Genomic DNA, 17,590 nt, shown 5'->3' on the forward strand with positions numbered 1-17,590 from the left:
GGCGTGCAAGCATTAATCGAGTCGGTAGGTTCACTTTCTGCGCAACAGAAGAAAGCGTTGGCGGTAATGCTCAAGCAGCAAGGCATCAACCTGTTTGAGATTGCCCCGGTTTTCAAGCGCCAGGAAGGCGAGCCGCTTCGACTCTCTTATGCGCAGGAGCGGCAGTGGTTTCTGTGGCAGCTGGAGCCGCAGAGCACCGCCTATCACGTACCCCGGGCGTTGCGCCTGACCGGCCACCTCGACGTGGCCGCGTTGCAGCGCAGCTTTGACGCGCTGGTCAAGCGCCATGAGAGCCTGCGCACGCATTTGCAGGAGGACGGCGACAGCGCCTTGCAGGTCATCGCCGACCAGGTGCGGGTCGACATTGCGCTGGTCGATGCCCAGGAGTCAGAACTCAAGGCGCTGGTCGAGGCCGAGATCGACCAGCCGTTCGATTTGCAGCAAGGCCCGCTGTTGCGGGTCAAGCTGCTGCGCCTGGCGCCGCAGGAACACGTGCTGGTGCTGGTGCAGCATCACATCGTCTCCGATGGCTGGTCGATGCAGGTGATGGTCGACGAACTGGTGCAGTTGTACGCCGCCCACGTGCAGGGCCACGACCCGCAACTGCCGGCCTTGCCGATCCAGTATGCCGACTACGCGCTGTGGCAACGCAGCTGGATGGAAGCCGGCGAGCGCGAGCGTCAATTGGGCTATTGGCAAGGCCTGCTCGGCGGTGAACAGCCGGTGCTGGAAATGCCCATGGACCGCCCACGGCCGGCGGTGCAGAGCTACCGGGGCGCGCGCCTCGACCTGACGCTGGAAGCCTCGCTGGTCGCGGGTCTCAAGACCCTGGCACAGCGCGAAGGGGTGACCCTGTTCATGCTGTTGCTGGCATCGTTCCAGGCAGTGCTGCATCGCTATACCGGCCAGAACGACATCCGCATCGGCGTGCCGGTGGCCAACCGCAATCGGGTGGAAACCGAGCGCCTGATCGGCTTTTTCGTCAACACGCAAATCCTCAAGGCCGATATCGACGGCCAGATGACCTTTCGCGACCTGCTGCAGCAAACCCGGCAGCGCGCCGTCGACGCCCAGGCCCATCAGGACTTGCCGTTCGAGCAGTTGGTGGAAGCCCTGCAGCCGGAACGCAGCCTGAGCTACAACCCGTTGTTCCAGGTGATGTTCAATCACCAGACCGATAGCCAGCGCGGTGGTGGCAGCGTCACGGGCCTGCAGGTGCAAGGGTTGGAGTGGGACAGCAAGACCGCGCAATTCGACCTCAACCTCGACACCCAGGAATCGGCCGACGGCATCCAGGCCTCGCTGACCTACGCCACCGACCTGTTCGACGCGCCGAGCCTTGAGCGTTTCCTCGCCCATTGGCACCGGTTGCTGCAAGCGGTGGCCAAGGATTGCAGTGGCCGTGTCGGCGAGCTGCCGTTGCTGGACGATGACCAGTGGCAGCAACTGGTACACGGCTGGAACCACACGCACAAAACCTTCGCCCACGACATGGGCGTGCACCGCCTGCTGGAAGCCCAGGCCCAGGCGCGGCCTGATGCCACGGCACTGGTGTGCAACGGCCAGGCGCTCAGCTACGGCGAGTTGAACCGGCGCGCCAATGGCCTGGCCCATCGCCTGCGCGCAGCGGGTGTGGGCCCTGACGTGCTGGTGGCGGTGGCGCTGGACCGTTCGGTCGAGATGGTGCTGGCATTGCTCGCCACCCTCAAGGCCGGCGGCGCCTACGTACCGCTCGATCCACAGTTCCCGGCCGACCGCCTGGCGTTCATGCTCGAAGACAGCCGTGCCCGCGTGTTGCTGACCGCTGGCGAACTGCACACGCGGCTGCCGCTGGCCGCCGGCCAGCACGTGCTGTTCATGGACGCGCAGGAAGACGCGCGCTACAGCCACGCCAACCCTGACGTCGAGCTGACCGGCGAGCACCTGGCGTATGTGATTTACACCTCCGGCTCCACCGGCAAGCCCAAGGGCGTGATGGTGCGCCATGGCGCGCTGAGCAGTTTCACCCACGGCATGGCGGAGACCCTGGCCATCGGCGCCGACGCGCGCCTGTTGTCGTTGACCACGTTCTCGTTCGACATCTTTGCCCTGGAACTCTACGTGCCGCTGGCAGTAGGCGCGACCGTGGTGCTGGCCGACAAGGACGTGTCGCTGGACCCCGAGGCGATCCTCGACCGGGTGCAGCGCGAGGCAATCAACGTGGTGCAGGCCACGCCATCAACCTGGCGCATGCTCCTGGACAGCGAGCGCCGCACCTTGCTGCACGGGGTCAAGTGCCTGTGCGGCGGCGAGGCGCTGCCGGCCGACCTGGCCGAGCGCATGCTGGCCCAGCAGGGTACGGTGTGGAACCTGTACGGCCCGACCGAAACCACCATCTGGTCGGCCGCCCATAAGCTGGTCGAGCCGCTGCCGTTTGTCGGTCGACCAATCGCCAATACTGCCTTGTTCATTCTCAACGCCGACCTCACTCCGTGCCCGGTCGGCGCTGCCGGCGAACTGTTGATCGGCGGGGTCGGCCTGGCCCGTGGTTACCACGGTCGGGCGGCGATGACTGCCGAGCGCTTCGTGCCCAACCCCTTTGCCGGCAACGGCGAACGCCTGTATCGCACCGGCGACCTGGCGCGCTATCGCGCGGATGGCGTGGTCGAGTACATCGGCCGCGTCGATCATCAGGTCAAGGTGCGCGGTTTCCGGATCGAGCTGGGCGAGATTGAGGCGTGCCTGCGCGAGCAGAGCCGCATTCGCGAAGCGGTTGTGGTAGCCGAGAACGACCAGTTGCTGGCCTACCTGGTGACCGACACCCCGACGCCTGAGGCCGATCAAGGCGCGTTGCGCGAGCGGTGCAAGGTCGCGCTGCGTGAGGTACTGCCGGACTACATGGTTCCGGCACATATGCAATTCCTGTTGCGCCTGCCGCTGACACCCAATGGCAAGCTGGACCGCAAGGCGCTGCCGAAACCGGACGCCAGCCTGCTGCAAAAACGCTATGTGGCGCCGGTCAGCGAGCGCGAGAGCCAGGTCGCGGCCATCTGGGCGGACGTATTGGGCACGCCGCAGGTGGGCCTGGAAGACCACTTCTTCGAACTCGGTGGGCACTCGCTGCTGGCGACCCGCGTGGTGTCGCGTGTCCGCCAGGCGCTGGGGATCGAGGTGGCGCTCAAAAGCCTGTTCGAACAACCGGTGCTGGGCGCCTTCGTGCGTGGGCTGGGGGAGGCGGGCGACGAGGTGGCGCAGATCCCGTGGGCCGATCGTGAACGGCCGTTGCCGTTGTCGTATGCCCAGGAGCGCCAGTGGTTCCTCTGGCAGTTGGAACCCGACAGCGCGGCCTATCACATTCCCGCCGCGCTGCGCCTGCTGGGCACACTCGACCACGGGGCCTTGCAACGGGCTTTCGATACACTGGTGCAGCGCCATGAAACGCTGCGCACAGTGTTTTTCGCCGATGTGCAGCAGACCGTTCAACGTGTGCTCGAACAAACCAGCCCGGTTATCGAGCACCGGCGCCTGGGTTCGGCCACCGCCGCTGAATTGCAAAGGCTGGTAGAGACAGAAATCGCCCGGCCCTTCGACCTGCAGGCCGGCCCGTTGCTGCGTATCACCCTGCTGCAACTGAGCGAGCGCGAACATGTGCTGGTGCTGGTGCAGCATCACATTGTGTCGGATGCCTGGTCGATGCAGGTCATGGTCGATGAGCTGGTGAGTCTCTACGCCGGTTACAGCCAGGGCCTCGACCCGCGGCTGCCGGCACTGCCGATTCAATACGCCGACTACGCGCAATGGCAGCGCAGCTGGATGGAGGCGGGCGAGAAACAACGCCAGCTGGCCTACTGGCGTGCCCGCCTGGGCGATGTGCAGCCGGTGCTGGAGTTGCCGCTGGATCGTCCGCGCCCGGCCTTGCAGCGCTATGACGGTGCGCGCCTGGACCTGCGTGTCGAGCCCGGCGTGGTCGAGGGCCTGCGCGCCCTGGCACAGCGCGAAGGCGTGACGATGTTCATGGTGCTGCTCGCGTCTTTCCAGGCCTTGTTGTACCGCTACACCGGCCAGGGAGATATCCGTGTCGGTGTGCCTATCGCCAACCGCAACCGCCTGGAAACCGAGCAACTGATCGGCTTCTTCGTCAACACCCAGGTGCTCAGGGCCGAGATCGACGGGCACATGACCTTTGCCCAGCTGTTGCAACAGGTCAAGGAACAGGCGCTGGGCGCGCAAGACCACCAGGACCTGCCGTTCGAGCAATTGGTCGAGGCCCTGCAACCCGAGCGCAGCCTGAGCCACAACCCGCTGTTCCAGGTGATGTTCAACCACCAGTCGGATGCCCAGGCCAATCGCGCCGGGCAACACGTGCCGGGCCTGCAGGTGCAGGGGCTGGAATGGGACAGCCACACCGCCCATTTCGACCTGAGCCTGGACACCGAGGAGTCCGCCGATGGCCTGTTGGCCTCGCTGACCTACGCCACCGCGTTGTTCGACGCGAGCACCTTGCAGCGCTTCGCCGGGCACTGGCAGAACCTGCTCAAGAGCGTGGCTGGCGCTGCCCGACAGTGTGTCGCCGACCTGCCGATCCTGGGCAGCAGCGAACAGGCGCAGATGCTTTATGAGTGGAACCCGCCGCAACCGGCGCGGGCCGCCCACGGCAGCGTATTGAGCAAATTCGAGCGGCAGGTGGCCAGCCGGCCTGAGGCGGTCGCGTTGATCATGGATCAACGGCGCATGGATTACGCCGACCTCAACCGGCGCGCCAATCGCCTGGCGCACCGGCTGATCGAGCAGGGCGTGGGCGCCGACAGCCTGGTCGGCGTGGCCGTGGACCGCTCGCTGGAAATGATCGTCGCGCTGTTGGCCGTGCTCAAGGCCGGTGGCGCCTATGTGCCGTTGGACCCGCAATACCCACGCGATCGTCTGCAATGCATGATCGAAGACAGCGGCTTGCAGCTGTTGCTGACCCAGCAGCCCTTGCTCGAGCGCTTGCCGATCACCGCGGACCTCACGTTGATCTGCCTGGAGTCCGATCCGGAATGGCTGGCCGAGTACCCGTCGAGCAATCCACCGGCGCGTGCGTTCGCCTCCAACCTGGCCTACCTGATGTTCACCTCCGGTTCGACCGGGCGGCCCAAGGGCGTCGGGATTGACCAGGCCTCCCTGGCGCGGCACGTCGAGGTGTTTATCGATGTGTTCGACCTGACTGCCGCCGACCGTGTACTGCAGTTCGGTACGTTCAACTTCGACGGCTTCGTCGAGCAACTCTACCCGGCGCTGTGCTGCGGCGCTGGCGTGGTGGTGCGGGGCGGCGAGCTGTGGGACAGCGACACCTTCTACACGCAACTGATCGAACATGAGATTTCGGTGGTCGACCTGACCACCGCGTATTGGCACCTGATCGCCCGTGACTTTGCCGAGCGTGGCGTACGTGATTACGCACGTCTGCGCCAGGTGCATGCGGGGGGCGAGGCCATGCCGCCGGAAGGGCTGGCGTCGTGGCGCGAGGCCGGGCTGGGCCATGTCCGCCTGCTCAACACCTACGGTCCTACCGAGGCGACCGTCACGGTCACGGCCCTGGATTGCGCAGGCTATGTGGATGGCAGCGAAGCCGTGACGCAAATGATGCCGATTGGTCGTGTGCTTGAGGGGCGCGCCATCTATCTGCTGGATGCCAGCCTCAACCCGGTGCCCGTGGGCGTGGCCGGTGAGCTGGTGATTGGCGGACCGCTGCTGGCGCGCGGGTATTTCAATCGCGCCGCCTTGAGCGCCGAGCGCTTTATTCCCGACCCTTTCGACCCCGCAGGTGGCGGCCGCCTGTACCGCACCGGTGACCTGGCGCGTTATCGTGCCGATGGTGTGATCGAGTACATCGGGCGCATCGACCATCAGGTCAAGGTGCGTGGCTTCCGTATCGAACTCGGCGAGATCGAGTCCCGCCTGCTGGCACAGGAGGGCGTGCGCGAAGCCTTGGTGATTGCGGCCGACCAGCAGCTCATCGCCTACGTGGTCACGTCGCAGGCGGCGTCCGGGCAGGATGCGCTGCGTGAGCAGATTCGCAGCGCATTGCGCGATGAACTGCCGGACTACATGGTGCCGGCGCATTTCATGTTCCTGCAGGCCCTGCCACTGAGCCCCAACGGCAAGCTCGACCGCCAGGCCTTGCCGCGCCCGGAGGCAAGCCACGCGACGCCGCATTGGGTGGCGCCGGTCACCGTGCTGGAGCAGCAGGTCGCGGCAATCTGGGCGGATATCCTCGGTGCCGAGCGCATTGGCCTTACCGACCACTTCTTCGAACGAGGCGGCCATTCGTTGCTGGCCATGCAAGTGGCGTCGCGCCTGCGGCATAACCTGGGGATCGAGTTGCCGCTGCGGGTACTGTTCGAGCAACCGCGCCTGGACGGCTTTGTCGCAGCCCTGCATACCGAGGGCAAGCGGGGCGGTTCGACCGCGCCAGCGCTGGTGCCGGCGTCCCGAGAGCTGCCGCTGGTGTTGTCCTACGCCCAGGAGCGCCAGTGGTTCCTGTGGCTGCTGGACCCCGACAGCGCCGCCTACCATGTGCCCAGTGCCTTGCGCCTCAAGGGCCAATTGGACCTCGACGCGCTGCAACGCAGCTTCGATAGCCTGGTGGCGCGCCATGCCAGCCTGCGCACGCATTTGCAGCAGGACGATGCGCAAACGCTGCAGGTGATTGCGCCGCAGGCCAGGGTTGAGATCACCGTGGTGCAAACCGATGAGGCCAGTCTCAAGGCCCAGGTGGAAGCTGAAATAGCCCGCCCGTTCGACTTGCTCGCCGGCCCGTTGCTCAGGACCCGCTTGCTGCGCCTGAGTGAGAACGAGCATGTGTTGGTGCTGGTGCAGCACCATATCGTCTCCGACGGTTGGTCGATGCAGATCATGGTCGATGAGCTGGTGCAGTTGTACAGCGCCTACAGCCAGGGCCAGGCACTGCAACTGCCGGCCTTGCCGATCCAGTACGCGGATTACGCCCGGTGGCAGCGCGAATGGATGGACGCGGGTGAAAAAGCCCGGCAGTTGGCCTACTGGCAAGGTTTGCTGGGCGGCGAGCAACCGGTATTGGAACTGCCGTTCGACCATCAGCGCCCAGCCGAGCAAAGCCATCGCGGTGCGCGTCTGTTTGTGCAATTGCCGTGCGCACTGGTCGCGGACCTCAAGGGCCTGGCGCAACGCGAAGGCGTGACCGTGTTCATGCTGTTGCTGGCCTCGTTCCAGGCGCTGATGCACCGCTACAGCGGCCAGGAAGACGTGCGCGTCGGTGTGCCGATTGCCAACCGCAACCGGGTCGAAACCGAGCGGCTGATCGGCTTCTTCGTCAACACCCAGGTGCTCAAGGCCGATATCGATGAGCAGACTACGGTCACGCAGCTGTTGCAGCAGGCGCGCCAGCGGGCGCTGGAGGCCCAGGATCACCAGGACCTGCCGTTCGAACAGTTGGTGGAGGCGTTGCAGCCCGAACGCAGCCTGAGCCTCAACCCGCTGTTCCAGGTGATGTTCAACCACCAGACCGAAGCACGCCTGGGCGGCAGCGAACATCAATTATCGACACTGCGCGTCGAAGGGCTGGAGTGGGAAAGTCACACGGCCCATTTCGACCTCGACCTGGATGTGCACGAGGGCACCGACAGTCTTTGGGCGACCCTGGGTTACGCCACCGATCTGTTCAATGCCTCGACCATCGAGCGCATGGCGCGCCACTGGCAGAACCTGTTGCAAGGGATGGTCGAGGATCAACAGCAGAGTATCGGCCAGTTGAACCTGCTCGACCCGGATGAGCGCCAACAGATCCTGCAACTGTGGGACCGCACGGGTTCCGGCTTCTCGGCCCAGCGCCTGGTGCACGAGTTGGTCGCCGAGCGTGCGCGGGAAAATCCTGCGGCGGTGGCGGTCAAGTTCGATGCACAGACCCTGACCTACGGCGAGCTGGATCGCCAGGCCAACCGCCTGGCCCATGCGCTGATCGCCCGTGGTGTCGGTCCGGAAGTGCGCGTGGCCATCGCCATGCCGCGCAGTGCCGAGATCATGGTGGCGTTCCTCGCGGTAATGAAAGCCGGCGGCGTGTATGTGCCGCTGGACGTGGAATACCCCCGTGACCGCCTGCTGTACATGATGCAGGACAGCCGCGCCAAATTGCTGCTGACTCATACGGCGGTGCAGCAGCAATTGCCGCTGGCCGACGGGCTCGACACGCTGGCCATCGACCGTACCGAAGCGTGGAGCGGCTGCAGCGATGTTGCACCGCAGGTGATGCTGGACGGTGACAACCTCGCCTACGTGATCTACACCTCCGGCTCCACCGGCATGCCCAAGGGCGTGGCGGTGTCCCACGGCCCGTTGGTGGCGCATATCATCGCCACCGGCGAACGTTATGAAACCTCGCCGGCCGATTGCGAACTGCACTTCATGTCGTTCGCCTTCGACGGCTCCCACGAAGGCTGGATGCACCCGTTGATCAACGGCGCGAGCGTGCTGATCCGCGATGACAGCCTGTGGCTGCCCGAGTACACCTACGAACAGATGCACCGTCACAACGTGACCATGGCCGTGTTCCCGCCGGTGTACCTGCAGCAACTGGCCGAACATGCCGAGCGCGACGGTAATCCACCGGCGGTGCGTGTGTACTGCTTCGGCGGTGACGCCGTGGCGCAGGCCAGCTACGACCTGGCCTGGCGTGCGCTCAAGCCGACCTACCTGTTCAACGGCTATGGCCCGACGGAAACGGTGGTTACGCCACTGCTGTGGAAAGCACGCAAAGGCGACCCGTGCGGCGCGGTCTATGCACCGATTGGCACCTTGCTGGGCAATCGCAGCGGCTACGTGCTCGACGCGCAGCTCAACTTGCAACCGGTCGGTGTTGCTGGCGAGCTGTACCTGGGCGGGGAGGGCGTGGCGCGCGGTTACCTGGAGCGTCCAGCACTGACCGCCGAGCGCTTCGTGCCGGACCCCTTCGGCAAGCCGGGCAGCCGCGTGTATCGTAGCGGCGACCTGACCCGCGGGCGGCCGGATGGCGTGGTGGACTACCTCGGTCGCGTCGACCATCAGGTGAAAATCCGTGGCTTCCGCATCGAACTGGGTGAAATCGAAGCGCGCCTGCGTGAGCAGGACAATGTCGGCGAAACCGTGGTGGTGGCCCAGGAAGGCCCGACCGGCAAACAGCTGGTGGCTTATGTGGTGCCGGCCGACACACAGCCGACAAATGAAACCGAATTCCGTGAAAGCCTGCGTCGCGCGCTGAAAACCCGCCTGCCGGACTACATGGTGCCGACCTACTTCATGTTCCTCGCGCAGATGCCGCTGACCCCCAACGGCAAGCTCGATCGCAAGGGCCTGCCGCAACCGGATGCGAGCCTGCTGCAACAAGCCTATGTGGCACCGCAGAGTGAGTTGGAGCAGCAACTCGCGACGATCTGGGCGGATGTGCTGCGCCTGCCGCAAGTGGGCCTGAACGACAACTTCTTCGAGCTGGGTGGCGACTCGATCATCTCGATCCAGGTGGTCAGCCGTGCGCGTCAGGCCGGTATCCGCTTCACGCCCAAGGACCTGTTCCAGCACCAGACTGTACAGAGCCTGGCCGGTGTCGCGCGCCAGGGTGTCGAAGGGCTGACGATCAGCCAGGCTGCATTGAGCGGCGAGACGCTGCTGTTGCCGATCCAGCAGGCCTTCTTCGCCGACGACATTGCCGAACGTCATCACTGGAACCAGTCGGTGGTGCTGCAACCCCATGCGCGTCTCGACGCGGTAACCTTGACCCAGGCCCTGCAGGCATTGCTCGTGCATCACGATGCCTTGCGCTCGCAGTTCCTCGCAGGCGCTGATGGCTGGCAGGGTGTGTATCGCGGCGCCGAGCAGCATCAGGCCGATGCCGTGCTGTGGCAAACCGCACTGCGCGGTGTTGACGAGCTGGCGGCGCTCGGCGAAGAAGCCCAGCGCAGCCTGGATCTTGGCCAAGGCCCGTTGATGCGCGCAGTGCTGGTCGAGCTGGACGATGGCTCGCAGCGCCTGTTGCTGGTCATCCACCACCTGGTGGTGGACGGCGTGTCATGGCGGATTCTGCTGGAAGACCTGCAAACCGCCTACCGCCAGGTTGACCGTGGCGTCCCGGTGGCATTGCCGGCCAAGACCAGCTCGACCCGCGACTGGGCGCAACGTCTGCAGCAATACGCTCAAGGTGACGCGCTGACGCAAGAACTGGCGTGGTGGCAGACCCAACTGCATGGCGTCGAGGCCGATCTGCCGGGCGCCCAGCCGGGTGCCAGCCTGAGCAACCGGCATGCCGCCAGTGCGACCACGCACCTGGATGCCACGCACACCCGTCGGCTGTTGCAGGACGCACCGGCGGCCTATCGCACGCAGATCAACGACCTGCTGTTGACCGCGCTGGCCCGTGTGGTCGGACGCTGGACCGGTCACGCCTCGACCCTGATCCGCCTCGAAGGACATGGCCGCGAAGACCTGTTCGAAGACATCGACCTGACCCGCACCGTCGGCTGGTTCACCAGTCTCTACCCGGTGAAACTGACCCCGGCGCTGACCCTGGCGGGCTCGGTGAAAGGCATCAAGGAGCAGCTGCGCGGCATTCCCGACAAGGGTATTGGCTTTGGCGCCTTGCGTTACCTGGGGCCGCCGCAAGTGCGTGAAGCCCTGGCGCACCTGCCGCAGCCACGCATCACCTTCAACTACCTCGGCCAGTTCGATGCCAGCTTCGAAAGCAGTGACGAGCAGGGCCTGTTCACGCCTTCCGGTGATGCGGCCGGGGCCGATCAAAGCCCCGAAGCGTCGCTGGGCAACTGGTTGGAAATCAACGGCCAGGTGTATGGCGGCGAGTTGAACCTGAGCTGGAGTTTCAGCCAGGAAATGTTCGACCCGGCGAGCATCCAGCAGTTGGCCGACGACTATGCCGCTGAGCTCAAGGCGGTGATCGAGCATTGCTGCCAGCCCGAAAACAGCGGCGCGACGCCGTCGGACTTCCCCTTGGCGCACTTGAGCCAGGCGCAGTTGGATGGCTTGGCGCTGCCGTTGAGTCGCGTCGAGGACATTTACCCGTTGTCGCCTATGCAGCAAGGCATGCTGTTTCAATCGTTGTATGGCCAGGGCTCCGGCGACTACATCAACCAGTTGCGCGTCGACGTGCAAGGGCTGGAGGTTGCACGGTTCGCGGCGGCCTGGCAGGTGGCCCTGGAACACCATGACATCCTGCGTACGGCGTTCCTCTGGCAGACCGAGCTGGAGCAGCCGTTGCAGGTGGTCTACAAGACGGTACAAGTGCCGTTGATCGAGCACGATTGGCAGCACCGCCCGGACCGCGCCGAGGCGCTCGATGCGTTGGCCGAATCCGCGCGCACCGAAGGTTTTGTGCTGGAGCAGGCGCCTCTGCTGAGCCTGGTGGTGGTACGCACTGGTGCCGACAGTCACCATCTTATCTACACCAATCACCACATCCTGATGGATGGCTGGAGCGCCTCGCAGCTGTTTGGCGAAGTCATGCAGCAGTATGCCGGCGAGTCGCTGCGTGCACCGAACGGGCGCTATCGCGACTACATCGCCTGGCTGCAGGCGCAGGATCCGGTCATCAGCGAAACCTTCTGGAAGGCCCAATTGGCGGGGCTGCAGGAGCCGACGCGGCTGTCGCGCGGGATCCAGCGCGAGCAAGACCTGGCCCAGGTCAACGGGGTTCACCGGTCGGTACTCGCACCGGCGGCGACCGAGCAGCTCAAGGCGTTTGCCCAACGCCACAAAGTTACCCTCAATACCCTGGTGCAAAGCGCCTGGCTGCTGCTCTTGCAACGCCACACCGGCCTCGACACCGTGGCATTTGGTGCGACGGTGGCCGGACGTCCGGCCGAGTTGCCGGGGATTGAGCAGCAGGTCGGCCTGTTCATCAACACGCTGCCGGTGGTGGCGACGCCCAGCCCGCAGTTGAGCGTGGAGACCTGGTTGCAGACTGTGCAGACGCAAAACCTGCGCCTGCGCGAACAAGAACACACGCCACTCTTCGATATCCAGCGTTGGGCGGGCCTCGGTGGTGAAGCGTTGTTCGACAGCATCCTGGTGTTCGAGAACTACCCAGTGTCTGCAGCGCTGGAGCAGGGCTCCCCAGCCGGCTTGCGCTTCGGCGCGATGGACAGCCTGGAGCAGACCCATTACCCCTTGACCGTGTTGCTGGCCATGGGCGACAGCCTGGCCGTGGAGTTCAACTACGACCGCGCCGCGTTCGACGCACAGGCGATCGTCCACCTGGCCGAGCACTTCCAGCAGCTGTTGCAGGCCCTGACCCTGCCGCAGGTGCAGCGCCTGGCGGACCTGCCATCGCTGCCGGACGCGCAGCGCACGTTGATCGTCGAGGATTGGAATGCGACGGCGCGCGAGTACCCGTTGCAACGCACGGTGCATCAGTTGATCGAGGACCAGGTCGCGCTGACACCGCAGGCTCCGGCCCTGGCCTATGGGGCGCAGCGCCTGAGTTACGCCGAGTTGAACCGACGCGCCAACCGCCTGGCCCATCGTTTGCTGGAAGCCGGCGTGGGCCCGGACGTACTGGTCGGCCTGGCGCTGGAGCGTTCCGTCGAGATGGTCGTCGGCTTGCTCGCGGTGCTCAAGGCCGGTGGCGCCTATGTGCCGCTCGACCCGGAATACCCGCGTGAGCGCCTGGCCTATATGCTCGAAGACAGCGGGGTGAAACTGCTGTTGACCCAAGCCCATCTGCGTGAGCAGTTGCCGGTCCCTCAAGGCCTGGAAACGCTGATATTGGGTGACGCCGGGTTCGAAGACTACAGCGACGCCAACCCCGGGATCGTGCTGGACGGCGAAAACCTCGCCTACGTGATCTACACGTCAGGCTCCACCGGCCAGCCCAAGGGCGCCGGCAACCGTCATGTGGCGCTGACCAACCGCCTGTGCTGGATGCAGGAGGCTTACGCGCTGGATGCCGGCGATACCGTGTTGCAGAAAACCCCGTTCAGTTTTGACGTGTCGGTGTGGGAGTTCTTCTGGCCACTGATGACCGGCGCACGCCTGGTGGTCGCGGCGCCAGGTGATCATCGTGATCCGGCCAGGCTGGTCAGCCTGATCAACGCCGAGCAGGTCACCACCCTGCATTTCGTACCGTCGATGCTGCAAGCGTTCCTGCAGGATGCCAACGTGGCGTCCTGCACCAGCCTGCAGCGTATTGTCTGCAGTGGCGAGGCGTTGCCCGTCGATGCGCAGCAGCAAGTCTTCGCCAAGCTGCCTCATGCCGGGCTCTACAACTTGTACGGCCCGACTGAAGCCGCCATCGACGTGACTCACTGGACGTGCGTCGAGGAAGGTCGCGACGCGGTGCCTATCGGCAAGCCGATTGCCAACCTCGGCTGCTACATCCTCGACGACAACTTCGAGCCGGTCCCGGCCGGCGTACTCGGCGAACTGTTCCTCGGCGGCGTTGGCCTGGCGCGGGGTTATCACCGTCGCCCGGGCTTGACTGCCGAGCGCTTTATCGCTCATCCGTTCATCGCGGGTGAGCGCCTGTACCGTACCGGCGACCTGGCCCGCTATCGCCCTGATGGGGTGATCGAATACGCCGGGCGCATCGACCATCAGGTCAAGCTGCGCGGCTTGCGCATCGAGCTTGGCGAAATCGAAGCGCGGCTGCTGGAGCACGCCTCGGTGCGTGAGGCAGCGGTGCTGGCGGTAGACGCCAAGCACCTGGTCGGTTACCTGGTCTTGCAGGAGCAGGGTGAACACTGGCGTGAAATCCTCAGTGCACACCTGGCCGTTCATTTGCCGGACTACATGGTGCCGGCGCAGTGGCTGGTGCTGGAACAGATGCCCCTGAGCCCCAACGGCAAGTTGGACCGCAAGGCCCTGCCGAAGCCGGACACACAGGCAAGCCAGCGTTTTGAAGCGCCGCAGACCGCGTTGGAGCACACGGTCGCGCACCTCTGGCGAGAGGTGCTCGGCGTCGAGCAGGTGGGTGTCCATGACAACTTCTTCGAACTTGGCGGCCACTCGCTGTTGGTCTTGATGCTCAAGGAGCGGATTCGCAAGGCCAGCGGCATCGGCCTTTCGGTCAGTCAGTTGATGCTCAACCCGACCGTGCGTGCCCAGGTTGCTTGCCTGGAAGGCACTGCGCGCCGGTCGCTGCTGGTGCCGCTCAACAGCCGCACCGAGGGCACGCCGCTCTACCTGTTCCACCCCAGCTACGGTTCAGTGCATTGCTACAAGGCCATTGCCCTGGCGCTGCGCGATCAGCGGCCGGTGGTCGGTGTGATCTGCCGTGCATTGGCCGAGGAGGGCGCGCAAGTGCCGTCCTGGGCCGCGATGATCGAGGACTACACCGCACAGTTGCTGGAGGCTCAACCCGAAGGCGCCTTCCGTCTGGGTGGCTGGTCATTGGGCGGCAACCTGGCGGTCGAAGTGGCCCATGGCCTGGAGCAGGCGGGTCGGCAGGTGGAGTTTGTCGGTTGGATCGACTCCTCGCCACCGCGCTGGCTCACGCAGTACTGGGACGCGGCAGTCGTCAGCGATGACAGCGAGATCTCGGACAACGAACGACGCGTGGCATTACTCGGCGTGATGTTCCCGGCCTCTGCAGAGGCGATCCACCGCGCTTGGGAAGGCTTGCAGGCCACCCACACCGCTGAAGACCAGCAATGGGCAGGCTTCGTCGAATGGGCCGAGGCCTCCCTGGGCCAAGCGTTCCAGGACATCAAGCAGGAACTGTTGGGCGGCAATGAGGCACAGGTCTCCTGGGAGGTCGACCGTGCGTTGTTCAAGCGCATGGAACAGGCGGACTTCAAGCCGCTCAAGGCGCCGGTCAGTTGCTGGTGGGCGGCCAAGAGCCGTGCTGGCCAACACAAGGCATTGATTGAGGCGAGCATGCAGCGGGTGATCGGCGCGGCGTGTGTGGTGCGCTCGGAGGTCATCGAGGTGGACCATGAGCGCATCATTGACAACGCCGGGTTCGTACGCAGCTTTGTAGCCGCCATGGAGTAACCGTCGCCTGACCAGACAGCCCCAGCCCACGTGATGTGCGCTGGGGCTTTTTGATGTGCGGGCGGCAACGGCAGCCAACACGAACCACTCGCCAAAAAAAACACCCTGTGCAGGGTGACTGCACAGGGTGTTGGGGGATTGCCTAGGCGGGGGTCAGAAGTCCCAGCGGGTCGACAGCATCACGTTGCGGGGGTCGCCGGAGTAAGACGAGGTGTAGAACCCGATGTTGGTGTAATAGCGTTTGTCGAACACGTTGTTGACGTTGATCGTGGCCGAGAGGTTTTTGCTGATCTGGTAGCGCGCCATCGCGTCCACCAGCCAGTACGGGTCTTGGGAAAACCGCTGGGTCACATCCTTGCCGCGGTTGTAGACATCCTGCCAGACCTCACCCTGCCAGCGCGCGCCGCCGCCGAGGGTCAGCTTGTCGAGGGCGCCGGTCAGCTTGTAGCTGGTATAGAAGTTCAACTGGTCCTGAGGCTCAAAGGTGGAGAATTTCTTGCCGTCGTCATCGCGGATCACCTTGTGGGTGTAGCCCGCCTGCACCTGCCAGCCTGGCGCCAATTCGCCGGAGATCTCGGCTTCATAACCCTTGGTCTTGGCCTTGATGCCCATGTAGGCCCACTCGACGGGCGAGTTGGCCGGCATATTGTTGTTGTACTCGGTGTCTTCCTCGGCCCGATTCGATTCATGAATCTCGAAGTAGGCGAGGCTGGCGTTCAAGCGGCCGTCATAGAACTCGCCCTTCAGACCCAGCTCGTAGTTCTCGCCCTCATCAGGCTCGACCATTTTGTTGTTGCGGTCGGGCCGCAGCATCTGCGGCATGAAGATCGAGGTGTAGCTTGCGTACACCGAGAAATTCTTGTTGAGGTCGTACACCATGCCGGCATAAGGGATGACCTTGCCGGTTTCCCGCGAGTCGTTGGTGCCGGTCAGCCGGTAGTCGGCCAGGCGCGAACCGAGCAACAGCGACAGGTCGTCGGTGAGGCTCAGGCGAGTCGAGAAGTAGACGGCCGCCTGGCGGGTAATGTCGTCTTTCTCGTGGGCCGGGCCCCATTGCGGTTCGAGGCTGTCACCGTCCCACTCATAGAGCGGGAAATTATTGCCGTCCCTGTACGTTGCTTCGTAGCCGAAATAGTCGTTGCCTTGCCAGTGCGAGCGCGAGACCGAGGAACCGACGACCAGTTGATGCTCCCGTCCACCCAGGCTGAACGGCCCGGAGAGGTAGAAATCACCGTTGTTGCTGATGGTCTTGCCGGTGTACTTGGAGGCATAGACCGACGCCCGGTCGCTGGAATTCGGTAGGGGCGATGCGTAACCCAGCGGCGCGTTGTAGCCATTGAGCTGGTTGCTGTAGTTGGCCTTGGCGATCCAGCCGTTATCCAGGGCGTGTTCCAGGGTGGCGAATACACTGCGGCTGTATTGCCCCCAGCTGCTCCATTTCGGGCCGTTGTTGTAGCCGCGGTTGAAGCTGATCTCGTTACCGTTGCCATCGAACAGCGAACGGCTGCCCGACCAGCTGGAGCCTTTCGGGTCGTTGTTCTGGTAGTCGGCGCCGACGGTCAGCAGGGTGTCGGGCGTCAGGTCGAATTCGAGGATGCCGTAGTAGACATCCGTCTTGCGTTCATAGTGGTCCATGAACGAATGCCGGTCCTGATGCACCGCCACGGCGCGCCCGCGCACGTTGCCGCTGTCGGTCAGCGGGCCGCTGACGTCCAGCTCCGAGCGGTAGTTGTCCCACGAGCCGGCACCCAGGCTGACATGGCCCTTGAACTCGGCAGTGGGTTTCTTGCGCACCAGGTTGATGGTACCGCCAGGGCCGCCTGCGCCGGTCATCAGGCCGGTAGTCCCCTTGAGCACTTCGACGCGGTCGTAGATCGCCATGTCGCTGAGGGTCTGGCCGGCCGAGTAGCCGTCGTTGCGCGTGGTCGGCACGCCGTCGTACTGGAAGTTCTGGATCGGGAATCCGCGTGCGTAGTAGTTGGTGCGCTCGCTGTCGAAGGTCGACACGGTGATGCCCGGCGTGTGACGCATCACGTCGTCAATGCCGTTGAGGCCGAAGTCGTCCATGGTCTGGCGGGTGACCACGGAAATCGACTGGGGCGTTTCCCGTGGTGTCAGTACCATCTTGGTGGCAGTGGCGATGGTGCCCGGCGTATAGGAGCCGCTGTCCTCAGTGATGGTGCCGAGCTGGTTGGCGTTGATCTGGGTGGCCCCCAGCTCCACGGCGCCGGTGCCCGAGCTTGGCGCGTTGATGATCATCGAGCTGCCTTGCAGGCTGTAACTCACGCCTGTCCCCCCCAGGAGGCGCTCGATTGCCCGTACCGGGTCCATTTTGCCGCTGACCGCCGTGCTGTGTTTGTTCTGCACGGTTTCCGGGCTGTACAGGATTTGCAGGTTGGTCTGTTGACCGAACACCTGCAGCGCAGTACTCAGTGGTTGCGCCGGAATGTTCAATTCGAATTCTTCCGCCTGCACATAACCTGCGACGGGCAGGCTGATCGCCAGCGCCAGGGCGTTGGGCAGAACGTTGAATTTCAAAGCCCGCCGCATGGAAAGTGCGGTGCTCAATGGGCTGAGGGCAAGCCGTACGGGCATGGTGTGTTTCTCTTTTTAAGTGTTGGCAGAT

Annotated in this window: 2 protein-coding genes; one reads left to right on the top strand and one right to left on the bottom strand. The window is 64.5% G+C overall.

Features of this window, described 5'->3' with window-relative positions:
* Positions 1 to 3 precede the first annotated feature (3 nt).
* Positions 4 to 14,964, top strand: a complete 14,961-nt coding sequence (locus AC07OJ_RS01795; protein WP_495093771.1) for a non-ribosomal peptide synthase/polyketide synthase — start codon at positions 4 to 6, stop codon at positions 14,962 to 14,964.
* Positions 14,965 to 15,117: 153 nt separating this feature from the next.
* Here the strand turns inward: AC07OJ_RS01795 and AC07OJ_RS01800 are convergent, their stop codons facing one another.
* Positions 15,118 to 17,559 (bottom strand): TonB-dependent siderophore receptor, encoded by a 2,442-nt coding sequence (locus AC07OJ_RS01800; protein WP_213550857.1) that lies wholly within the window; start codon positions 17,557 to 17,559, stop codon positions 15,118 to 15,120.
* Positions 17,560 to 17,590 lie beyond the last annotated feature (31 nt).

The organism is Pseudomonas sp. GW821-FHT09C08 (assembly GCF_059418125.1).

Bases quoted from the DNA above. Each gene is read 5' to 3' on its own strand.
- AC07OJ_RS01800 (WP_213550857.1), bottom strand. From the start codon at position 17,559: ATGCCCGTACGGCTTGCCCTCAGCCCATTGAGCACCGCACTTTCCATG.